General features: G+C 61.4%; 14 protein-coding genes. 5 read left to right on the forward strand and 9 right to left on the reverse strand.

Annotated features, from left to right (window positions below):
• Positions 1-10 precede the first annotated feature (10 nt).
• A complete protein-coding gene (locus tag A5678_RS12480; RefSeq protein WP_068042709.1) occupies positions 11-2824 on the reverse strand; it encodes a DUF262 domain-containing protein in 2814 nt (937 codons plus the stop codon).
• Positions 2825-2937: 113 nt separating this feature from the next.
• Between A5678_RS12480 and A5678_RS12485 the strand changes: the two genes are divergently transcribed.
• On the forward strand, positions 2938-3942 hold the full coding sequence (locus tag A5678_RS12485; RefSeq protein WP_156746888.1) for a hypothetical protein: 1005 nt from the start codon (positions 2938-2940) through the stop codon (positions 3940-3942).
• Between the two features lie 67 nt (positions 3943-4009).
• Here the strand turns inward: A5678_RS12485 and brxL are convergent, their stop codons facing one another.
• Genes brxL through A5678_RS27105 form a run of 7 tightly spaced genes read right to left on the reverse strand, consistent with a single transcriptional unit; the run spans position 4010 to position 17730 of the window.
• Entirely contained in the window at positions 4010-6019 is a 2010-nt protein-coding gene (brxL, locus tag A5678_RS12490; RefSeq protein WP_231983654.1) for a protease Lon-related BREX system protein BrxL, read from the reverse strand.
• 8 nt (positions 6020-6027) lie between these two features.
• Positions 6028-8559: a PglZ domain-containing protein gene (locus tag A5678_RS12495; protein ID WP_156746889.1), complete on the reverse strand. Its 2532-nt coding sequence runs from the start codon at positions 8557-8559 to the stop codon at positions 6028-6030.
• Positions 8523-12389 (reverse strand): BREX-1 system adenine-specific DNA-methyltransferase PglX, encoded by a 3867-nt coding sequence (gene pglX / locus A5678_RS12505; RefSeq protein WP_068042719.1) that lies wholly within the window; start codon positions 12387-12389, stop codon positions 8523-8525. Before pglX ends, A5678_RS12495 begins: the two co-directional genes overlap by 37 nt.
• On the reverse strand, positions 12386-15871 hold the full coding sequence (gene brxC / locus A5678_RS12510) for a BREX system P-loop protein BrxC (RefSeq protein ID WP_068042721.1): 3486 nt from the start codon (positions 15869-15871) through the stop codon (positions 12386-12388). The genes pglX and brxC overlap by 4 nt, the downstream gene beginning before the upstream one ends.
• On the reverse strand, positions 15868-16455 hold the full coding sequence (locus A5678_RS12515; protein ID WP_068042723.1) for a BREX protein BrxB domain-containing protein: 588 nt from the start codon (positions 16453-16455) through the stop codon (positions 15868-15870). Before A5678_RS12515 ends, brxC begins: the two co-directional genes overlap by 4 nt.
• A complete protein-coding gene (locus A5678_RS12520) occupies positions 16442-17194 on the reverse strand; it encodes a BrxA family protein (RefSeq protein ID WP_068042725.1) in 753 nt (250 codons plus the stop codon). The genes A5678_RS12515 and A5678_RS12520 overlap by 14 nt, the downstream gene beginning before the upstream one ends.
• Complete coding sequence (locus tag A5678_RS27105) at positions 17194-17730, reverse strand: BrxE family protein (protein ID WP_068042727.1); 537 nt, start codon at positions 17728-17730, stop codon at positions 17194-17196. The genes A5678_RS12520 and A5678_RS27105 overlap by 1 nt, the downstream gene beginning before the upstream one ends.
• Positions 17731-18493: 763 nt before the next feature.
• Between A5678_RS27105 and A5678_RS12530 the strand changes: the two genes are divergently transcribed.
• The gene (locus A5678_RS12530; protein WP_068042729.1) at positions 18494-19840 is read left to right on the forward strand and encodes an adenylate/guanylate cyclase domain-containing protein; all 1347 of its coding nucleotides are present in this window, start codon (positions 18494-18496) and stop codon (positions 19838-19840) included.
• Positions 19841-19981: 141 nt separating this feature from the next.
• Positions 19982-20803: an Ig-like domain-containing protein gene (locus tag A5678_RS12535; RefSeq protein ID WP_068042731.1), complete on the forward strand. Its 822-nt coding sequence runs from the start codon at positions 19982-19984 to the stop codon at positions 20801-20803.
• Between the two features lie 201 nt (positions 20804-21004).
• Here the strand turns inward: A5678_RS12535 and A5678_RS12540 are convergent, their stop codons facing one another.
• Entirely contained in the window at positions 21005-21589 is a 585-nt protein-coding gene (locus tag A5678_RS12540) for a hypothetical protein (protein ID WP_068042733.1), read from the reverse strand.
• A 326-nt stretch (positions 21590-21915) separates the two neighbouring features.
• Between A5678_RS12540 and A5678_RS12545 the strand changes: the two genes are divergently transcribed.
• A complete protein-coding gene (locus tag A5678_RS12545; protein ID WP_068042735.1) occupies positions 21916-22260 on the forward strand; it encodes a DUF732 domain-containing protein in 345 nt (114 codons plus the stop codon).
• Between the two features lie 170 nt (positions 22261-22430).
• On the forward strand, positions 22431-22745 hold the full coding sequence (locus tag A5678_RS12550; RefSeq protein WP_197502127.1) for a DUF732 domain-containing protein: 315 nt from the start codon (positions 22431-22433) through the stop codon (positions 22743-22745).
• Positions 22746-22752 lie beyond the last annotated feature (7 nt).

Consider the following 22752-nt stretch of genomic DNA (forward strand, 5'->3'; position numbering starts at 1 on the left):
GCGCATCCTGTCAGCTGTCTTCGGACGTCACCACACAGGCTGGAGGGAGCGGCTCGCTCAGCGCTGACAACAGCTCAGCGACCGCGATTCGCAAATCACGGGTCAACTCACCGCGCTCATCGAGATCGACCGCATATTCCCACGGCCAGATTCGCGTCACTTCGAGGCTAGGACGCAGATGGACATCGCGGCGGCCGAGACGGTTCATAAATGCATCGAGTTGCTCGTCATCCTCGGGTTCGGCGTATTGGCGGTTTCGAAGCCAAGGCCACAGGCTCGATCGGAGCTCTTCGCGTGGGTGTGCGCCGATCCGCCCGAAATCCTCACCGGACCAACGTTGTACGTATTCGCCGGCCTCCAGGCGACAATGCGGATAGAGTCGTAGGGCGGCGGCGCTGCGAAACGCAAGGTGCAGATTCGGCCGGGCAAACCACACCGTCCGACGTTCTGACAGGAACTTGAGGAGCTTCTCAGCCCGGCCGGTCCGGTACAGAGCCTCGGCTTGGGGTTTCAGCTCTGCGAGCCAAGTGCGCAGAATGAGATTGTCGCCGTGTTGCTGCAGACAGAGTCGCTGTGTCGACTTTGTCCCGATCGCCGCATCCAGCATCACCCAGGCGCCGATCTCGGGACGCGCCATGGGGCGCACTGCACCAATGCCGGTGGCCTTCCGCAGCAGTGTCGTAAGGCGACGTTCGCGCTGTTCATCGTCGCCGGCGCGGCTGAGCGTAGTGAACGACAGCGGCTGGCCGAACCGTTCCTCTTGGAAGTCGGCGAGATCTGCTTTGTCCACGTCACCGATTGTCTGGGCATCGCTGCCAGGAGCCGCGGAACTTAGGTCATCCACAACACGAGCCGCGGGGGCTACTTGTCGTGGGTAGCTGTGTTGGTGATTGGTCTCACGGATGGTCGCGGATTGCGGCTCGGCGCGATGCGACGCCGCGATTTGGCTCGCAGCGGCCGCATCGGCACCGTGGGAGGCATTTTCCACGTCGCTTTCGCGATGGACCGGAGGGCCTGGCCATATCTGCGTGATTCGGCTGGTTAGCCAGGCGCCACGTTCGTCGACAGAATGTTCGTCGAAGTGCTCCGGATAGTCGTGAACAACGGTTGTGTTGAGTTTGAGCAGGCTGTGCTGGACAAGGCTGCGACGCTTGTCTTTCGGCTCCTCGGGTGCATGCCATGGCAGGTTGGAGAGACTCGAGTTGAGAGGACCAGTGGTCAGGGTTAGGTTGCCGAGCCTGTGAAGATGCGCACTTCGCCACGCGGCTGGGTCACTCTGGTTTCCGTCGAGCGGCCAGTGCGATTCCCACGCCTGCGGAATGAGGTGCTCAAGCGTGAGCTTGCTCGGGGCCGCGAGACCTTGCTCGACCTTATTGTCGGCGATGCGCAGATGTTCTTCGATTCGCCAGAGCACCATCACCAATCGGTCTTGGCGCCGCTGTCCATACATGTCCTTGTTGCGCAGGGCCGCGTGAAGGTCGTCATCGCGCGGCCATCGGTTCGCTGGGGCGGTCTCCGCGGCTAGCCGGCTCTGGAGGACGGTGTCAGCGTGGGCGATGTCCTTTTTGATCTCGCCGACCAAAGCGGCCGCCAGCCGGTTGTAGTTCTTGGTCGTCCAGCCGCAGAGCATCCTCCGTACGAGGAAGCTCTCAAGTATCGCGAAGGCGTGCGCGCGTCGTTCGGCAGATATCTGATCAGAACGCAATAGCAGCAGCGCAATTGGCATCAACGTCGTGGTGTCGAGTAGTTCGAGCAGCTCGACGAACCGCCGGTCTGGACTGCCCGCCTCGGCCGATTGGAACTGTCGTAGTGTGGCCGCGTCGCGGGCGAGTGTGGGTATGAGTTCGGCCATCGGCGGACACGTCGCAGGCTGGAGAATCCGCTTGCGGAAAATGTCGAAGAGTTCAGTTGAAGGCACCGGTTCAGCCAGCTCGGCTACGAGCCAGTACTGCAGGAACATGTCGCCGTTCTTTGTGAAAAGCCTCCCAGCGCGGCGATCTTCGCGCCAGTAATCCCGGTCGAGCTCAGGTGCCCAATGAGCGTGATAGAGGTGGTCGGTGTCAACTTGTTCGCGCGCCGCCTCTAGAAATACTGCGTTTTTCAGCAGATCCAACGCGATAAGTGGTGTGCCACGACCGTTGAGCGTCTCAAAGATGACCTGCGGGCTGTCACCGTCCTCCAGCCTGATTGAGACCAGCTTCAAAAGGTCGCTGAGGCTAACGCGAAGCGCCGCGAATTGCTTGTCCGGGGACGATTTGGCTCCATCACCGTCGTCGTCGGTCGCCCACGATTGAATCTGCTGGCAGAAAAATGCGTACGCTTCTTGAATTTCGTTATTCGGGTCGTCCAGCGCCGCATCCGACGCTCCGTCAGGCTCCATGACGGTGATGAATGCCGCCCGGTTCGCGTTGGTGGGCCAAACTTTGAAGCGTTCATCACCCTTAGCCAAAAGAGGATCGTTCGCGGTTAGCCGCCGCAGCAACTTTCCTTCGTCTGGACAGCCACTTAACTCGGCGGCACGAGCAGCCGCCGCCAGTAGCAGCTGCAGGGTTGTCAGGCGCTGCTGTCCGTCGATTACAAGGAACCGCTGCGGAGAACCCGGGGGATTCTCTTCCTGCTGGATGACGATCGCGCCCAGAAAATGGACGGGCGACTTCGCGGTCGCGCCCTCGAACATGACGTGGTTAGCCACTGTGGCGATGTCGTCCCATAGTGGCGCCCACTGCCGTTCCTCAGTCCAGACGTAAGGCCGTTGATACAGCGGAATGACATACCGTACGTCCAGCTGGAACAGCTGGGTCAAGGTCCTCGTCTCGGCCTGCATCAGCGGAAGAGTACCCAGGACGAATCGATCTCTACCGGCGCAAAGCATGTTAGACGTATGCCTGACGGGCTATCGGCGCGTGGGATACTGGTCGTTCAACGCAGGAGGAAGTCGTGTCATATGACACCGGAGTGTCGATCGGGCCTGGGCAGCAAGTGCAGCTGAGCGCGTTTGGCCGTACTGAGTTTTGGCTTCAAGACTGGCTGGCGCACGACCTTACCCGGCTGGGCCTTGGGCCGCTTACGTTGGTGCACCAGGAGCAGACGCAGTCGGGAGGAGGCAGCCTCGATCTACTCGCCGCTGCAGACGAAACGTACTACTCCATCGAGGTCCAGCTGGGCGAGGTCGATTCCGACCACGGGTTCCGGGTGTTCGATTACTGGGCGAGGAACAAACGTCGCTTCCCTGACAAGACGCACGTTGCTGTTCTTGTCGCCGAGACGACTGCCGGTCGCTACCGTGCCGCGCTGGAGGAGCTGGCGCAGTATGTGCCATTGCTCGTGGTGGAGATGCGGTGCTGGCGCGGGGCGAACGAAGCACTGCTTGTGCCTGACTTGGTGATCGCCAATCCGAAACTTGATGTCAGCGGCACACCCTTGGCAGTCACCGCGGGCTCAACGCGCACAGAAGACGATTGGCGAGAAGTTATGACCGACAACGCGTGGTCGTTTAAGGAACAGTTCGTCGATTGGGTCCGCTCGAATATCGGTGACGTGAAGGTTGACTACTCACCAAAGTCGTATGTCGGTTTGCGGGTGGGCCGTCGGGTGTGGGCACCCCTCTGGCCACGCAAGGATGGAGCGTATATCTACCTTCCTGATCCTGACGGTTCACGTAACGACGAGTCGGTAGCATTCGAGCATTTCCGCGAACTCCTTGATGGTGAAGGCCTCACCATCGCCTGGAATCCGACCTACAATGCTGGCGCGAATCCGATCTCAATACGGCTGCGCAGCCCTGATCTGGCGAAACCCGCTGTGCAGCAACTGTTAAGGGCCACCTACGAAGCGGTCTCGAACTTTAGCCCAGAGCCATGGTCCGCCGCGCATGGGACTGGAAATCTTGCAGCTGAGTCCCAAGTGGCCGAGGACAAACTCGACGCCGACTACACGGCGTAGCTACCGACACATCGATCGTGAGCCCACTCGCGACTCGGCGACAGCGGCGGAGTGCGCAACAACGTAATTAGCCCCAGTGCGTCCGGACGTAGTCGAGTGCTTCCGCCACATTCAGGCCGCGGGTTGCGTTGTTGAGCCGAACGAACAACTCTGCCTCGCCCTTGCCGCCCGTCACGAAAACCGGGGCTGGCGACGGCCTCACATCGATACGGCAGACGGTGCCGCCGGGCAGGCCTTCAAACCCTATACGCGCGTTCGCAACTGCGGCTGGGCCCATGCGATTGTCCAGTAGACCGTTCAGCCAGAGCGCGTAGCCGTCTAACGTTGCCTTGCGCCCGAGTGTGGGAAAATCAGCCTCGATCCCTGTGACTTCGCCGTCGTCCTTAACCCCGATCAGAAGGGTTCCCCCAGCCGCGTTGAGAAAACCGGCAACCGACTTTACGACCATCTGCTCGAGAACTGGATCTTTTTGCCCGGTATAACGGTTCATTCGTCCGGTCTGCTTGAATTCAACGTTGCGTCCCTCGCCTCGCTCGATCAGGGATTGGACGGTATCACCTTGGACGGATTCGATGTGGGCAACAGCTTCTGCTTGCGGTACCGCCTCCAAGGCCTCTTCCGTGCTTTCCGGTTGTTCGGGTACGTCGACCCAATACTCATGGCCAGTGTCACGCTCGACATAACTGAAGGCGGTCTTGGCGTAGTCATGGGCTGCCAGCTTCTTAAGCTGCTCTTTCACTCGCCGTCTGCCTTCGAGTGCAAACTCCAGGTACTCGCGAAGCTCACCACGTGTCCACTCCTCGTGCGGATGCAGGAGTTTGAGGAAGCCGGAAATCGTCTTCCGCACCGACTTTTCGTCGCGCGCACTCAGATGGTCCCCGAAGCTGAAGTCATTGTCGATCGCCCCAACGAATGTCTGTTTGCGCAACTGACGCAGCGCTTCCGCGAAGTAGTCCGACACGAAACCGTAGTGATCGGTGAACAGCCGCTGTTCGAGTTTGGGAGCCTCCCAACCCGGAAGGTAAAAGTGGAGGCGGTCAATGAAGGCCGGATCGATCATCGCCTTCGGCAAGTCAGCGAACAGGTGCGCAGTTCGAATAAGTTCTTGGTGTGGCTTGCTCGTATTTCCGATAAACACCAAGGAAGCCTCGGCTGGTATCTCTTCCTTGCCGCGGGCGAAGGAGCCCGACTCCATGTAGTCCTTGAGCATGTTCACCACTGTGGAATCAGACATTTCAAGACCAGCGACCTCGTCGAAAGCGATCACGTCCCATAGGCCAAGTAGTCCTATCCGCCCCGTCCCCATGTGCACGAACAGCTGGGGAACAGTGACTTTGCCCCCAGATATCAAGATCGCGTTGGGTGACGCTTCCCGGTACACGAATGACTTTCCGGTTCCCCAGGGCCCCAATTCGATTAGGTTGTAATTGCGTTCGGCCATCGGTATCAGCCGCGTGATAGCGAGCAGCTTTCCGCGAAAGTCATAGTGAGTGGGCTCCAGTCCTATCGTCCGCATCAGCAGGTCGAGCCAGTCGTCTCGACTGAACGCGCGCCGTGCTTCGATAAAGTCACCCATCGAGAAGGCCGCCACCTGAATAGGTTTCAGCCCCTTGATGAAGAAGGGACGTTTGGTCGTTTCATCGTCTTGTGCGTTATAGACGAGGTCGAGTTGCGACCAAACACCCCCGCCCAGCATCCGATCATACTTGTAGACAAGATCTTCCGGGATGTGAATGAATTTTTCGCCGAAGTTCGAAAGATGGGCCCAGTACTTGTCCTCGCTTGCTACTAGGCGAACATCCACCTTGTCGATCAGGCGAAGCTGGCTGCGCCGCTTGAGCTCTGCTTTGGCCTTTTCAGCCTCGTCTGGACGGATGAAGTTCTCGGTTAGAGTTTTTCGGACCACTTCGAGCCCAGTCGAAATAGCCGCCGGATCGTCTGAGGCGGCAAATTTCCCGAGCAAGAACTCGAGGACGTAGTTTGGAACGTTGGTACCACCCTTGACCTGTCGCACGAGGTCTTTACGCACGACGCGACCCGCGAAATTCGAATTCGATCGGCGGTCGAGCTCATCCATGGTCACGGTCATAGCTCCTCGTCGACAACAATGGGCGCGGCGACGGTTGCGACGGATTCGGCGAGCCGTCGGCCGGTGCGCGCGTCGAGAACCTGCACACCAATGTGGGCATCCTTTGCCAGATTTGAGATCACCTGGAATGTGAGCACGCTCGGTTTTCCTTGAGCGATGGTGACCGAGCCGGATTCGGAATCATATCCGTCTCCGGAAACGATCCGGGCGATCGGCTCGGACACCGTCTCGCCTCGCACCACCACGCGGAACGTGACGGTGTCAGTGAATAGGTCACCCAGGAACTCGAAGGTTGCGGCGAATACCCCTGTGGTGATCCGGCCGCCGGCAATGGTGAGTTTGATGTCGAGCTTTTGCGGCTCGTGGGTCGCTTCGAGTTCGACCACTAGGACCGGCACGACCAGCTCCTGTGGTGACAGTCCGCCATGGAAGAACTGCTTTCCACCTCCAGCCTTGAACACTGCCAACCCTCGCGGCACGATGATGTCGAGATCGCTATGGATGCCAAGTGATGGTAGGGAAATTCGGGCGGTTCCCTCTGCCGTGGTGCCGCCTTTCCCTATCCAGGCCCGTCGGTGCAGTTCGCCGTCGCCGCCGATGGGTGCGTCGATGGTCCTCGGATCGCCGACCGATTGGCTCATCGCAAGAAAGCCGTGGTCGGCTGTGATGACGACACGGCGAACGCCGACCTGGCCGAGCTTAGCGACTGCATTGGCGAGATCCTGTTTGGTGGCTTCGAACTGAGGCCACGCCGTGTTCAGCAGTCCCGACTCGCCCGCTGCATCGATCTCTTGGCTGCGGACGAGCACTAGGTCGGCACCCTTAATTGCCTTGCCTAGCTCTTTCTCGCCCTGTTGGCTAACTGTCGAAAGATCAAGATTGGCTATGGTCCCGTGAGCCGCTCGCAAGAGCTCGACGCGATGTTCGACGTTGGCTACGACACGGCCGGCGACAGCGATCGAAAGCTTCCCGTTATCGATTGTCTCCGTTAGCTTCTCGGCGGCGGACGGCAGCAGGTCGGCCATACCCACCCGGGTGATTGTCGGTGCCGCCGCAATTGCCGCGGTAAGCGACACGTGCTCAGTAATGTCGCGCCGGATCGCATCAGCAAGTTCGGCACCCAATTCGTATCGAAGAGCATCGACCCATACATAGGCAGTAAGGCCTTCGTTGTCTCTGACGTAGCGGTCATGGATTTCGCCCTGCGGCATCTGACCGACGCCGCTGAGGCCATCCTTTGCCAGCGCAGTCACGGTGGCTCGCAGCAGCTGGTCCACCCACTGCTCATAGCCGGATCGAGCCGCTGTCAGGTGCCGCTCAAGCTCGCCGTGCGATGCCAATGTGCCGCGCGCGAGTTCCAGTCTGCGATGCGCATTATCAACTCGGTAGCCCTTGTCCGTATACCAGTGCAAGAGCTCTGCGATCCCAGTACTCGGGACTGGATCAGACTCGACCGCTCGCCTGAGCTCGCCGACGACGTTCACCACCCTCCACCGGTCACTCCACCGATTGCCTGATTGGGCGTCGCGCTCGTCTCGCCACGGATTGGCGTCGATAAGCCGCTCGCGGGCCAGCACAAGTGCGCCCGCCAAATCATCGTCGTCGAGCCTGCGCACGGCCTCGCTCATACACAACGCCTCGACACTTGGTGCAGTGAAACAGGTTTGGAGACCGTCTGCCCAGACTAGCGTAGAGGCTAGGTCGAGTCGCCTGTCGGTTTGTATGGCCAAGACACGGTAGATCTTGCTCCACTGCGGTGCATAGCGCCACACTCGCAGCAATTGCTCGGTGCGCCGGCGCTGTTCGGCCGTGGGTGGTGTCCATGCATCGGCTAACTGATCTGTGACCGATCCGGCGGCTGTGACGATATCCGTGAGAAAGACTTGCTGAGCAAAGGAAATTCTCAGTTCATCGCGCTCACCGCTGATCGCTCCGCCGAAAGCATGCGAGAGCATGCGACAAACATCGGGCCAAGCGCCTTCGGTATCAATAACGGGATCATGGTGACCCTCCAAGACAGCGAGCGCCATTTGAACGCTGTCACCACTGCCCAAGATCGCTACCAGCCTTACTTCGGCTGGGGCGGTCCCCTCCGCAGCAGCCTCCGCTTCTTCAAGAGTTCTCGCCTCCCGCGCGATCTGCTCAACGCGCGCTGCTGCCAAATGCCCGTCGAGGGCCTGACGGATCAAAGTCCCGAGCCGGCGCTTAAATTCTTTACCGGCAGAACGGATTTCGGCGAGCGGATCTTCCGGTGGCGCAGCTGATGGCACATAGACCACCAGTTCCGGTGCCCTGTCGCCGGCAAGCAGATCTTCTACTTCCCAGCGAAGGCCATACCAACTGCCGTCGTACGCCACCACCTGGACGCTCTCCGGACACATCGAACGCGCCGACGAGGCGTACTCCCGATGTTCATCTTGCCAAACGACAAGACCCGCTTGGCGCACAGCCTTGGCGAGCTCGGCCGACAGCTGATCCCGCAATGGATTGCTCATATTTGCTTCGCCCACCGCGCGATCGTCGACCACTCGTATTTGCCCGAGCGGACATCCTTGCGGAATTGAGCCAGGTCTCTCCAGCCGGGGAATAGGTCGGCCAGTGGAGCCGCGCACAGCACGATTCCGTCATCCAGGTCGGGCTCCCAACCCAACGCCGCGATTCGGTCCGCCTCCTCGCGGAAGCGGCGAAGTTCTTCGGCCAGGGTGCGTTCAGCGTCGAGGGCCCTATCTAGGGCGCTGGCGCCGCGGATGCCTCCGCCGCCAGCGCGTTCGCGTTCGAGACGAGCGATCTCGGTTGCGGCATGGCCCTCGCGGCGCAGCACTTCCGACGCAACCGCATACAGCGATTCTCTGGAGAACGTCGGGGCGTAAATCCATACCCCCCACCTGGCGGATGGGACGGTAAGCGGCCAGTAGACAGGCGCTTTGCGCCGAGACGTTGTGTACTGGGCCAGGTGATTCTTGAAGAAGTCGCGGCGTAGATAGTCGCGAAGCGAGGACCTACCCAGAATTCTCGACAGTTCAGCCGCCAACGACCCAGCGTCATTGCAAACTTCTTCGAGAACGGCCTCGATCCGGGAGAGCAGGTCCCACTTGTGTCCTGGCTCGTCCACCAAGATTCGGCTCGGTGGAAGCTGCAGTGGGTAGCCAGCCGGAGCCTCCCGCGCCGGGAAGCCATCATGCCCGACGAGCATGCCCGGAGCGCACGGCTTAACGCAGTCGAATGGGTCGCCCAACGCTGTGTTGCTCTTCGCGGCACGGAGATCCCAGCGTCCGAACGCACATCCAACAAGGTAAGAAATTAGCTGTCGCGCCGATTTGGAAGGTTCTTCCGGCGGAAGGTATTTGGCTTCCCCTAGCGCAGAGAGGATCACCGATGGGTGACGCTGAAGGATGCGCGCTATCAGTTCAATGCGTCGATCGGCGGCAAAAGATTTCGCCACAACCGACCGCGAGCCGCCACAGCGGCTCACCGCTTCTTTGACTAGTTCGGACATCGGAAGGCTCACCAGCCGGGTCACGTCAGCCCGTCCGTCGGGGTCTAGGTCAGTGCGCGGGTAAATCGCTGCACTGACCGGTGATTCCTCGTCGAGGAATTCGGCGCTGTCGTCAGTGATGCGTAGGCTCGATGCAATGATTGAATCAATATCGTGTGCTGCCTCGACAGCCTGGACAATGTCGGACGACGTTTTGGCTAACGGCTCGTGGAGGGCGTTCTCAAACGAAGAGTTGACGGCGTCGATGGCGCTCGGGGCAACGAAGGAGCGGGTTGTTTCGTCCGATCGGTCTTGGGCCCGACGCAGTCGTACAAGCTGAAGACACAGCTCGCCGAGCTTCCTGGCCGTCGGTTCATCGAGATCGCTCGGCCACGGAATCCGTTGTACGACACCGACATAATAGTGCGGACTACCGACACCGCGTGACTCCTCGCGGCCGCTGACCATTAGGTCAGCGAGGGCTCGGGCTAGCCTAGAGTTGAGCCAAGCGAGGCACACCAGCGGATCGCCGAACGGGAACAGTCCCATGCCCACATGGGAGAACACGCATCCCCTTGGCAGGATTCGCGGTGCGAGAGTCGTCGCACGATCGGGCCAGGTCAAGCCTGGTCGGAAGAAATACTGCAGGTTCTGAGGTCTCGAGCCGGGGTATTCCCGGATGCGCTTCCCGTCACTCTCCCAGTCAATGACAAGATTGATATCGGCCCAATACGGGCTGTACTCTCCACCTTTCGCAAGGGGCGCCCAACGCCTCACCTGAGTCTCTTCCCGCGATGTCGCGATCCGGCTCGGTTGTATCTCCCAGATCGCTCGCACGAATCGGAAGTCGTCACCTGAGGCTAATCCCTGCCTTGCCTCCGCTCCGGCACCCTCCAGTGCGGGAAGCTTTTTGAACAATCGGCGGATTGAGTCAGTCATCCAGTAGGGAAATGGCTTCGATGGTATGGCCGCAAAATCGCGCAGCCCGACTCGGTACACCCGCGGATCATCCTGCCCCGCGGTGACCGCGGCCATAACCGACTTGAGGGCATTCTCCCGGTCTCTGTCCCGCAAGAGTCGGATGAAAGTCGCTATGTCCTCAGGCTTTGTGGACTCCGCTCCGATCACATAGGCGGCCGCCTCAACCATCGCTTGTTCCATCACCCCGTACCCGAGATCGGCTAGAACCAGAAGACGATGCGTGAGCAGCACCTCTTCGCGCCAAGACTCGAAGGTGATCTGAAACATGCCGGCTCGAGACGTGATGGCTCCGGTCCGGCCGGATTGGTTACACAGTTCAAGACCGCGCCCCACAAAGGCAGCCAAGAGGTTGTAGTCCCGCGTGGGAATCCAGGGGTAGGCGGCTCGGAGATATGGCTTGGATTCAGCCACGGGCTCGCCGAAGGGCGGATTCATCAACACGGCGTCGTACCGGTGGCGCATCGCCTCGACGAATCGGATGGCGTCCTGGGATTCCGCGGCGAACAACCGATCTGCCGGCGCGGAGGCGGCGTTATCGGCGATGCGCTGAAGCAGGTCCAATACCTCAGTTTCGGTCTGCTCAAAGATGTCGCGGCCTGCCCCTGTTGCCCCGAAGAGCGTTGTCGGGTCATCGGATGCCGCTGGTATCCGAGACCGAATCTCGCTGGCGATTAGTTCATCCGCCTTGAGCAGAGACCCCAGGACGGAAGCCGGCTGAAGAGCGTCCCGGATCGCGACGACAAGCTGACGACGGTCGGCCGAGAGCGGGGCCAGGACTGCATCCCATCCTTCGGCCGGGTCAGGCAGCGGGCGAGCGGTGATGACATTCGGCCGCGGAAGTACCTTGTCCTTGCAGTGACGGCGAGCGCGAAAGATTAGCGCTGCCGCGGCTACTTGGGCGCAACGTGAGTCGATGTCGATTCCCCACAGCGCCTTGATGATTCGCGGTGCTGCATCTCGTGGCGTTACGCCCTGAAGCTCCCATGCAGCTTCCAGAATGTCATATGCACCAAGCAAGAAATGTCCGGACCCGCAGGCCGGGTCAAGCACGCGAACATCGTCTAATAGGAGCGGCGGCCCGGACTCGCTCGGGGGATCAATGAGTAGCGGGAGCTGGTAACGCAGCGCGGAGTCGGGGTTGGCCTCGAGAAGCCTTCGGCCAAGTCCGTTCTGCACGAGAAAATCGACGACATAACGGGGCGTAAAGAACTGGTTTCGAACCGCCAGTTCGCGGGAGGTGCGCGGCGATGCTGACTGTTCGCGCATCACCCGTCGCTCATCTGCGCTGTTGAAGAACTGGTAGGTCCAGCCCAAGGTGTCAGGCGCACCCCACACCTCGTCTAGTTCGGATTGGCAGATCATGGACACGAGATCATCGACAGCGGCCGCTGTTGGGGCCAACTCCAAGAGAGGGTTGCGCGGGTCGAACAACTGTGGCAGGTCCACGGCAAGCTCATCGCCACACAGCTGTAAATAGGCCCAGTAGCCGGCGAATGCATCATGTGCAACGAGCGGCGCGACTTCGATCAGCTGTTTATAGCCTTCAGATGCGGGACCCCTAGCTAGCGATTCGGGGAGAAGGCCGATCGATTCAGCGACGCGGATGGCGATCATACGGTTGAGGTGGGTGAATGCCGCCTCGCGGATTAGCCGAGCTGCGGCCTCGACCACGGAGCTCTCCTCGCGGCGCAGAAAAGTCAGGACATCAACGAGATCGCGACGGGCGGCGAGCTTCGTCGGATCGAGATGCAGGCCTTCTTCCTCCTCCACCTGGCCGTCACGGAAATGAATCCCAAAACTTCCCTCAGCTTCTCGCGCAAGATCATCTTCAAGGAGCCGGCGGGCGCGCTGAACAAACTGATCCAGGGCCGCACGGGCCTGGTGATCGAGCGCGAGAGTCATGTCAGCCGCACCTGTTTGCCGTTAGCCAATTCCGAGGCGACCGCATCCCGGATACGGGTCACTGCGACGTCAAGTTCGTCCTCAGTTGTGATCGGCCTGGTGACCAGTTCGTTGACCGTTAGGTGCGTGATTTGACCTTGCGCCACAATGTCGTCGAGTTGCCGCGCTGCCGCGCGAGCCCGGGTGTCGACAACCTCCAGCCTTGTGGCGAGTTGCCCGGACTCCGCATCCGTCACTTGGTTTTCGGGAGCGAGTTCTTCAAGGGGCCGCAGGGCTTCTTCCAGCACAGCGTCGCTAACCTCCGCGTATCGCGTCCGCAATTGGTTGCGTTGTTCAGCGACCCTAGCCCGGAGCGCCGCAGCGGCAGCGTCAGCGGCCGCCTTCCGCGCATCCTTGAGACGTTGGGTGGTTGAGCGAATTTGGGCAATATTAGTAGCGAGATCGTCACCGCCGAGCAGATCCACGAGTCGTTCACGCTCCGCGGTGAGATCGGCGTCGAGGCCGTCGTCCCCGAGGTCGGCCTGACGTTGCGCTTCACGTAACGTAGCGAGGTCCTGGCTCAGGAGGGTATCAAGGCCCGCAAGCGTCTTACGACCCGTCGCGAGGTTCTGCCAGGATTGAGCCGTAGTCGTGACAACCTCAGGGTCCAGACCACTTTCGATACGATCGAGGATCCCAGCCACCCGCACGATCGTCTCGGGTATCTCCATTCCTAGTCCACGCAGGCTGGCACTCACGCGGCTCGCGATCTGGATATCACTCGCAAACGTTGTTCGTACCAGGGCAGCCAACTGATCAGTTGCGACGGAAGGCCGAGTTCCGAGCATTTCGCCCAGACGCTCGGCTAGCTCGGCGCGCACGTTTAGATCGACTTCGTCGTCGGCGGGCGGCACGAACGAAGCGGCGCGGAATTGAGGCAGCGCGCTGAAAACGCGATCGAGTCGCTGGTCTGCGCTGCCGCGGATCCGGGCTCCCTGATGGATAACGTCGATGAGTCCCGAGCGGATGCCAGCGGCCAACACCGCCTGTATCACCTCACCAGGCGCACCGTATGGCGGCGCCGAGAAGAATCCCTCGAGGTACTTTCCGGTTGGTTCGTCGCCGTAGGCAGCGCGGTCTTTGATTTCGTTAATAATGGCAAACAATGGGCCGCGGTCGCTCACCACCTGCTCGCCCTCGGTTGTGGTGCGTGTCAGCCCGATTCCGTCCTCCCGCAGAGCCGCAGCAATCCCGTCAAGGTTGTCGGCGTGAAGGACTGCGAGCACGTCTTTTGAAGTGATGGTTGCCGCAAATTCCTTTATGCGTTCATAGATTTCGTCGACATAGCGGGTGACAGCCTGCTGCGCTGCGGGCCGGAGCGCGCCGGTTGGCGCGTCTTCGATGCGCCCGCGGAAGATGAGCTGGCCGGCCGCCAGGTCCCGGGCGAGCCGTTCGGAGAGGAGTCTCTCCCAATGGGCTTGCCGGGTTCGCTCCTCGCCAATCAGCTCGACCTCAGCGGCGGTCTTTGAAGCCGTGTCCTTGCGCTCGATCATCGAGCGGCTGCGGTGCAATTCCAATAACGCTTCGTAGGTATCATCGGATTGGTCGAAAACCCAAGTAACTCTGGCCTTTGCTGCCGCTTCACGTGAGAAGTTCCGGAGGTCCGCGCGGCGCTGGTTATCGGCTTCATCTATATGGAGTGCGATGTCGCCGTCGGTCAGTTTCTCACCTTGAACTGTGACTTCGACTTTGAACGTTCGGCCGCGCGTTACGCTCAATCCCGCGAGGGCCTCTCTGATCGCGAGTCGACGAATCCTAATCGCGTCGGCTGGGCGGACGTCGATCTGACGGCGTGCCTTCTCCCAATCCTTTTGTTCGGCTGACTGGAGCTGAAATCCTTCGTTCCCACGCCGGATCCGGTCATCGGCAACTAGGTGTTCGAGTGCAGTGCGGACCTCGGAGAGGATCGACTCCGCGTCGACCGCAGGGTGAAGTAACACGGAGATATTTTCTGGGGTGAGCGGTAGGGCTCCCACGTCGCTGCAGAGTGCGATCGTCTTGATCGCCTGTGCCTCGTAGCTGTCGTTGCCATATTTGGCGCTGACTTGTTCTACCTCGCTCTGCCACGAAGTCGGTACGACGCTGTCGAGAAGATCGTAGGCGCGGTCAAGTGTGACCAGATCACCGACGGGGCGCTCGGCGAGTCCTGCTCGAGGGTCAATTACAAGTTGTTGTGCGAGTTTGATGATTGTCCGATTAGAGCCGCCAAGGATGGGTGAGGCTCCGCCATGGGCCCGTCGGGCCGACACGGCGTCGATCAGTAGCTGTACCTGGTAGGGGACCAGGGGATATAGCTGGATAATGTCATCATCGCTGGGTTCGTCCGCGCGGGTAGCTGAGCTGAGTCTGGTGTTCGCCAAGAACATGTTGCGATTCGGCTCTAGCCGCTCACGCAGCTCGTCGCGGCCTGCAGTCGTCTTTTCCAGAACGCGCCGACTAGTGACTTCTTTAATGTCGCTGGGCTGCAGGTCGACTCGGATCGGGAAGCGATCCTGAACTCGGGCGAGTTCGACGCGTTTACCTTCTAGGCTGTCGACGACGTCCTCAAGTTTCTCTTGGGACGTGACCACCAGCCATAGTGGGCCACGGCGCTTTTGCATTGCCTCGGCGACTCCTTGCAGATCGAGCATGCGGGTGATGCTTCTCGCGACGTATTGACCTACTTCGTCGACGACGAAAACGAGCCGACTGCGGCCTTCCCCGCGACGCTCGAGAAGCTGCAAGGCTCGTCCCGCGAACCAGTTGGCGCTAACTTCCGGTGAATCCGCTTGTTTAGCCCACGAATCGACGGCGGGATATTTTTCGGGTCGTAGTAGGTGCATGGCATGACTGGCTTCGCTCTTGGCGAATCCCACGTCGCGACGTTCTCGCCAAGTGCGGTTGCCCTTAGATACCTGTTGGAATTGCGCTTCGAACTCGGCCAGTTCGCCATCACCCTCAAGGTCGAACTCTAGTTGCGCCAGCAGCAAGTTGGTTGAGTAGCCGAGACGTTGCAATAGAGCTCGATAGAGCGGCAGGACAATGCTTTCGCCTTCCCGCGCCACGTTGCGGCTGGTTGACATGTCTAGGAATACGCTGATCGCCGGAGCCTGGGAGTGCGCAACATTGAGAAGCGCCTCGGCCTTTGGGGCTTCAACACGCTCGGTGAAGCGTTTGAGTGCTGCCTTGCCCTTGATGACTGGGTTCTCTGCCAGGTAGCCGAGCATCTTCGCGAATGACGATTTGCCGGAACCGAAAAAACCGCTGACCCAAACGTTCGTATTTTCGGAAGGGTTAAGGATCGTCTCTTGGTATTCCGTGATGACCTCTTCGAGCTGCTCACGGATATGGTCGGTAACGACATACTCGTCGATCTCATCAGCTATGCCGCTCTCTGCATCGACGTGGATAACCTCCGGGATGTCGCGCTGGATGTCACGACGGAAAAGTTGCGATATCGTCACTCGTCGCCTCCTCTGGAAACAATTCGGGCGCGGTAGCCGTAAGCGGGCTCACAGCGCCGCATGAAACTCAAGCCAAAATCACCCACCACACGGCCCGGGTATAGCAACGTGACTGGCAGCCGTAGATCGCTGCGTAGATCGTCCAGCAGCGATGAGGTTCGGTACGCGGGATATAAAGCGCCGGCACGATAAAGGAACACCGCTGTGCGGTCATCGACGTCCAACAGTTCTGCTCGAACACGATCGGGGAGCGTTGGCTCATCGCGCAGCACCTCCCCCACTGCGTCGTAAACTTCCGAGAGCGCTACGGGGTCGCCGTCAGCCGCACGTTCGGCTTCGATAAGTGACTCCAGCCAACCGGCTTCTTCAAGCGCGGCCCAGAACAGCCGAGCCAGCGATATCGCTGCCACGTTGACTTGGCGGTTAGCCGCACCAAGCCACAGCCTGAGCTCGGCGAATTCGCGCCGCACCTCCCACTCGGCGGACGGGTCGTAGACATACAACTGAAATGGAGGACTCCCGCCCTGGTCGAAGTGCTCGACGATGCGATCACCGATACCAAGCAATGCTTCAGGCAGCGGCATCGACCACCTCCTGGAGCGTTTTAGCATTCCAGTCGATGCGTACGGCACTGCCTGCGTGGGCATAACGGAGAACCCCGAGACGATGCGCCTGGGCGAGCAAGTCGGCCACCCAATGGTCATCGAGAAGCCAGCGGCGCCAGATCGGGCTTTCCAGCAGAGCGCGGGCCGAGCTTCCTTGCTGGGTTTCACGGAAAGCGACATATGCGAATCCCTTGGCTGACATACCGGGGGCGTCAAATTCCTTGCGAGTCGCGCCTTTCAGGATGCCAAAGTCCCGCAGGGCGGCTAGAAGCCCGCGGGCCACCTTGGTGCGCACGGTGTCGGTCCATTTTGGAAGTCTTCCAGCTGTGGTCTGGTCTTCTAGCCAGAGCTTGACCTCATCGATGGTTACCCCGAGCCTGCCAGCGCAGTACCAGCTCCAGATGGGACCTTCTGCGAAGGCTGCCAACAGTGGTTCGTCGCGCGCAGTCTCGTAAAAGCAGGCCTCCCGAAATGCCCTAGGGTCATTACGTAGAGTTCGTATTGCCGGAACCAACTCGGGCCCGGGTGCGACAAATCGCGGGACAAGAATTCGCAGCAGTATGTCATCCGAGCGTTTGCGTGACTTTTTTCCTAAAAGGTTCGCGTCTGCAACGCGACGAACGTTGGAAGCGCTGTCCACTGTGGAATCCCACACTTCAACCAACTGCCGCGTCTCGTCGAGCATCGCGCCGCCTTTCTGAATGTTGACGGTAAACATCACTGCTTTAGGTCGAAGTAAGGCGGGCGCAGACGGGCGTCTTGGTCGAGGTAGGCCGCGGCTAGGAGCCGCGCATAGGGCAACAAAGCGTCGTGTTCGTCCAACTCTGCACTCGTGACCTGTCCGAGGAGACGACCTTCGCCGACCAGTTCGCCTCCAGGCATCTCCCCGGACCAAGCTCGCAGTGATTGGAGTGCTGTCTCCACATCCCATCGGGCGAGCTCATCGAGTAGGGGATCAGGGGTAAGCGTCTTCTGCTCCGCCAGCCATGCCTCTGCCCAACGGCGAAACGGGAACGCGCTCGAAAACAAGTGAAGCGCGGTGGCCCTTTCCAGCACGTCATCGTGGCGGTGAGCTGCGGATAAAATGTCAAGCTCTAAGGCGGCGGCCTTCTTGGTTCGAGGGAACAGGCCGCCCAGGACATACTGGCCGCCCTTGTCAAGACCATGCGACCGCCACCAACCCCGGAGACCCTGCTCACCCAACCGTGCGATTCCCAGGACCAGGCGGATGGCTTGGTCGATTTCGGGTTTCACGGCATCGGCTGATAACACGGATCCCCCTACCTGCTCAAGGCTGCCGGTTGCGCTCTGCCAGCAGAGGCAAAAAACGTTGGAACACGGCCAGCATCCTGCACAAGCCAAACCATATCGGGAGTCAATCGCAGGTCGCCCGAGACCTTGTATAGCCGCAGATAGGTTCCAGTAACCGGCATCGGTTTCGCAACGATGCACAGCATCAGGGTTTGTATGGACCACGGTCTCCTAATCAGCGGATCCTGAACCGTCGACGAGGGCGCGTGCCTCTGGCGCCAGGCGCTGGTCGACAAGCGGTTGATACCGGCCGCGCGATGGGCGGCAGGCCCTCCTCCGCCGCCGCGGCAAGCTGCCCGGCCGCGCGGCGAGACACATCTTGGCGATGGGATGTGCGCTCACATGCCTGCTCACACAGCGAAGGAAGATGTTCAAGCGACTCTGGGTCGAAATGTAGGTTTGCTGTGCTTGACCGTGGCCTGACCGCCTCGAGGGGTCTACACAGCTAAGTCGCAATCCTCCGGAAGTCATCGGAAGTTGACCGGAAACCAGCGCTGAGATGCAGCAACCGGTTGGCTTCTGAAGGCCCTTGGAGACTAGCGAACGGGCTTGGATGCGCAGGAGCAGCTTCCCAAGCTGAATACGCGGGTTCGATTCCCGTCATCGGCTCCACCGCTACCTGCGCGGACGGCACTCAGTGCATCAGCCCGCGGGCCGGCAGCGAGATCCGCAGACCTGTAGGCCTCCGCGATGTCACACTGTCGATATGAGCGACCGGCGGGTTCGCTACGCGCGCAATGGCTCTGTCCGGCTCGCGTACCGCGAGTTCGGCGAGGGTGACACGACCCTCGTCTGGAACCCCGGCTGGTTCAGCAACGTCGACCTCGTCGACGAGCCTGCGAGTCCGATCACGGCGGTCGTCGAACAGCTGGCCGAGGTCGCTCGGATCATCGTGTGGGACAAACGCGGGACCGGCCTCTCCGATCCGGCAACCCGTGTCCCTCCGCTTGACGAGCGCATGGATGACCTTCACGCGGTTCTCGACGCCGCGAAGGCCGATCGACCGGCCTTGTTCGGCATGTCCGAGGGCGGCCCGATGAGCCTCTTGTTCGCGGCGACGTATCCGGAACGGGTCCACTCGCTGGTTTTGTACGGCGTATCGGCACGGTTTTCGCAAGAGTTGCCGGATTACCCCTGGGGATTCACCGCCGAAGAGAAGGCTCAACATCTGGAAGCCATCGAAATACATTGGGGCGAAGGCGCGCTCGCCGAACTGTTCTTCGGCGAGCTTGCCGACATACCGGGGTTTCGCGATCTTTACGGTCGTTATCAACGGGCGAGCGCGAGCCCGATGATGGCCGCATGGCTGTGGCAGGCGCTCCTGGAAATCGATGTCCGCGGCATCCTCGGTTCCATCCGCGCCCCGACTCTTGTGTTGGCGAGGCCGGGTGATCGAATGGCTGCGTTCGAGGGTGCGACGGCGTTGGCGGCCGCCATTCCCGGTTCCCGTTTCAACGAACTGCCCGAGGGTCCGCACGCGCTCGTCGATGACGTGGTCGGTTCGGCCATCCTCGACTTTGTCTGCGGTACCTCGAGTGGCGCCGTCGACGAGCGAGTAGTCAAAACAGTCCTGTTCACCGACATCGTCAGTTCCACCGAACTGCTCAGCGCTCGCGGCGATGCTGGATGGCGTCGCCAGCTCGATGCGCATGACAAGGCCGTCGACTGGTTGGTGGAAAAGTATGGCGGCCGACGCGCAAAGCACACCGGAGACGGCATCTTCGCGCTGTTCGACGGTCCAACCAAGGCCGCCCGCTGCGCATTGGAATTGGTCCCGGCCCTCGCCGCGCGTGGTATCCGAATTCGCGCCGGCGTCCATACCGGTGAATGCGAGCGACGCGGGGAAGAATGGAGCGGCGTAGCCGTGCACACGGGCGCCCGCATTGGCGCGCTGGCAGATGCGGATGCAGTACTGGCCAGCCGGACGGTCCGCGATCTCTCCGCCGGATCGGGCCTTAACTTTGAGGGCCTCGGCCCGCAAAAGCTCAAAGGCCTGCCCGAGGAGGTCGACCTATACCGGATAACTACACCAACGACCCGACCGGACCCGTAAGGCCACATCGCCGAACCAAACTCCCGTGGCCGAAACGTGACCGAGGCGTGGCCAAATGCTAACGCGCCCTTGCGCTTCCGCTGGTCAACGGGGAATTACGATCCCTATTACAACTCTGTCAGTTAAAAGGGAATCGGAGCCATGCGAGCGGACGTTCGGTGTGTTCTTGCGGTGGTTGGGGTCGCTGCGAGTGTGGTTGCGGGGCCGACTGGCACCAGCATGGCAGCAGCAAGTCAGCCGCATGACTTTCCCGTCGCGTCGGTCCTGCCGGCGCGGGGCGCGACGGTGGGGGTGGCGCACCCCGTGGTGGTGACGTTCGACGCGCCGGTCGCCGACCGGCACGCCGCCGAGCGCGCCATCGGAGTCAAGTCGACGCCCGCGATGACCGGCAGGTTCGAATGGCTCGACAACAAGGTCGTGCAGTGGGTTCCAGACCACTACTGGCCGGCGCACAGCACGGTGGCGCTGGCGGTGGACGGCCGGTCGACGGAATTCAAGACCGGCCCCAAGGTCGTCGGCGTCGCCAACATCACCGACCACACCTTCAAGGTAAGCGTCGACGGAGTCGACGCCACTCCACCACCCACTCCGCACCACCGACCCCACTTCGGCGAAGAAGGGGTGCTGCCGGCTTCGATGGGCAGGCCCGAGTTCCCGACGCCGGTCGGCAACTACACCGTCTTGTCGAAAGACCGCTCGGTGCTTATGGATTCGAGCAGCGTCGGCATTCCGGTCGACGACCCCAACGGTTACATGCTCAACGTCGATTACGCCGTGCGGATCACCAACCGTGGCCTGTTCGTGCACTCCGCACCGTGGGCCGTCCAGTCACTGGGGCTGGAGAATGTCAGCCACGGCTGCATCAGCCTCAGCCCCGAAGACGCAGAGTGGTACTACAACACGGTCAACGTCGGCGACCCGGTGATCGTCAAGCAGGACCTCTGGGAGCGGCCTCCATCCTGAGGAGGATTCGCACTCGATCGCTTTGAGCGAGAAGCCTTTTCGCCGCCGACAGCGCTCGCCCTCTGCCGAGGGTGAAGTTGGTTTCACGCTCGCGGTCGAGCGTGAAACCAACTTCACGCTCGACAGCCGAAGTGACTCAGCCCCGCATACGAAAGGACCCGCTGGCTCGCGGCCAGCGGGTCCTTTCGGTCGACAGGGTTATCAGTGTCCGCCCGAAGGACCGGGCGCGACGGGCTGACCGGGCTGGGGGCCGCCGCTCGGCGCCGGCCCCGTCGGCGCGTCCTTGACCCCGGACATGTCGATGAGCGGGGCCCCGGCGGCCGCGTCGAGGGGAGCACCGGCCGCCAGCCCACCGAGGGCAACCAGCGGAGCGCCGGCCGGCACCACCGGAGCGATCGGCAACGGCGCACCCAACGGCAGGGGCGCGCCCAGCGGCAACGGCAACGGCCCGCCCAGCGGCACCGGCAGCGGAGCGCCCACCGGCAGCGGCCCCGGCACGGCCATCGGGACACCCGCCATGTCGGTCAGTGGCGCGCTGGCCGTGCAGACCTCAGCCGTCGGCGCGCCGCCCGCGGCCGCGGCCCCACCGGCACCGGCAGCACCGGGTCCGCCGGCCAGCGGCGCGCCGGCTAACGGCGCTCCGGCCTCGCCGGCCTGCCCCTGGATGCAGGCGTAGCCGCCCGTCTTCAGGGGAGCGGCCGCCGCATCCGGGCTCAGTGCAAGTGCGGCTCCGCACAACCCAAGGCTGGCAACTAGCTTCATGTTCAACCGATCGACGATCGCCATCAGCGTCGACTCTCCTTTATTCGCGCTCACATAACCATCCGGTGCAGCAGAACCGCATAGCCGTCTTCCGACGACGAGCCAATTGTCATCACGCGGCGCGAAACGCCGGACGCGCCGCACCGCGCCGTTTCCAAATGGTGACGTCACAAGGGCGTCACGAGTCAGAGGCTTTGCCGAGAAGAGCCGCGGCGGCCTTTCGAGTCGCACTGAGCCCAATTTTGGGCAGCGCATTCACAGGAAATTTTCGGCGACACGAGATGTACTGGAGGTGCCATAGAGGTGAACAATCGACAAATGAAGGGTTAACGAATAGGGGAGAAGGAGCCATGGCAGCACGACGGCTCTGCGGCCGATTCATAAGCACAGCGCTGGTGGGGGGTCCACTCTTGGTCGCCGGGGTGATGTGGGCCGGGCCGGCACAGGCGGACGCGTCCACTTTCGTCAACGACCTGCACAAAGCCGGCATCCGCGCGGTCAGCGGCGGCGACGCGGCGCTGGTCCAGATGGGTCTGAGCGTCTGTCAGCAACTGTCGTGGGGCGCTCCGCCGTCGCAGATCGAGGGCCTGGCGGTACAGCGCTCCGACAGCAGGCAAGGCGCCAACGGGATCACCCCGCAGCAGGCCGACGTCGTCGTAGAGGCCGCCTTGCGCGATCTGTGCCCGGACGCCTGAGCGAACCTGGTCCAGCCGGCCGGCCATCGCTCTTTGCCGACAATTCATCCTCGGGATCGATCTTCCGCGGCGTGTTTCACGGTGTTTTCGTGTAAAAGTGCATCATCGGCGATCGGGCACGGCACGAAGGAGAAATTCCGATGGCAGCACAGCGGCCCTTTGGCCGGTTCATGGGCGCAGCCCTCGTGGGGGCCCCACTTCTGGCCGCGGGGATCGTCTTGGCCAGCCCGGCGCGGGCCGACCAGACTGCCTTTCTCAATGACCTGCACAACGCCGGCATCCACGCCGTCAACGGTGGCGATGAAGCGCTCTTGCAGATGGGCGCGGATCTGTGCCAACAGCTTTCCTGGGGTGCGAGCCCCCAACAGCTGGAGGGCCTGGCAATCCAACGCTCGGACGCCGACCAGGGCACCGGCGGGATCAACGGTCGGCAGGCCGCGGACGTCGTGATTTTCGCGTTGCGCGATCTGTGCCCTAACGCTTAGCGGTGAG

It is taken from the genome of Mycobacterium sp. E2733 (genome assembly GCF_001667585.1).
Lineage (GTDB): Bacteria > Actinomycetota > Actinomycetes > Mycobacteriales > Mycobacteriaceae > Mycobacterium.

What these genes read in the sequence shown, in the direction of transcription:
- A5678_RS12480 (WP_068042709.1), bottom strand. Translation starts at nt 2,824, where the DNA reads ATGCAGGCCGAGACGAGGACCTTGACCCAGCTGTTCCAGCTGGACGTA.
- brxL (WP_231983654.1), bottom strand. Translation starts at nt 6,019, where the DNA reads ATGGATGAGCTCGACCGCCGATCGAATTCGAATTTCGCGGGTCGCGTC.
- pglX (WP_068042719.1), bottom strand. Translation starts at nt 12,389, where the DNA reads ATGACTCTCGCGCTCGATCACCAGGCCCGTGCGGCCCTGGATCAGTTT.
- A5678_RS12515 (WP_068042723.1), bottom strand. Translation starts at nt 16,455, where the DNA reads ATGCCGCTGCCTGAAGCATTGCTTGGTATCGGTGATCGCATCGTCGAG.
- A5678_RS12520 (WP_068042725.1), bottom strand. Translation starts at nt 17,194, where the DNA reads ATGTTTACCGTCAACATTCAGAAAGGCGGCGCGATGCTCGACGAGACG.
- A5678_RS12530 (WP_068042729.1), top strand. Translation starts at nt 18,494, where the DNA reads ATGAGCGACCGGCGGGTTCGCTACGCGCGCAATGGCTCTGTCCGGCTC.
- A5678_RS12535 (WP_068042731.1), top strand. Translation starts at nt 19,982, where the DNA reads ATGCGAGCGGACGTTCGGTGTGTTCTTGCGGTGGTTGGGGTCGCTGCG.
- A5678_RS12540 (WP_068042733.1), bottom strand. Translation starts at nt 21,589, where the DNA reads ATGGCGATCGTCGATCGGTTGAACATGAAGCTAGTTGCCAGCCTTGGG.
- A5678_RS12545 (WP_068042735.1), top strand. Translation starts at nt 21,916, where the DNA reads ATGGCAGCACGACGGCTCTGCGGCCGATTCATAAGCACAGCGCTGGTG.
- A5678_RS12550 (WP_197502127.1), top strand. Translation starts at nt 22,431, where the DNA reads ATGGGCGCAGCCCTCGTGGGGGCCCCACTTCTGGCCGCGGGGATCGTC.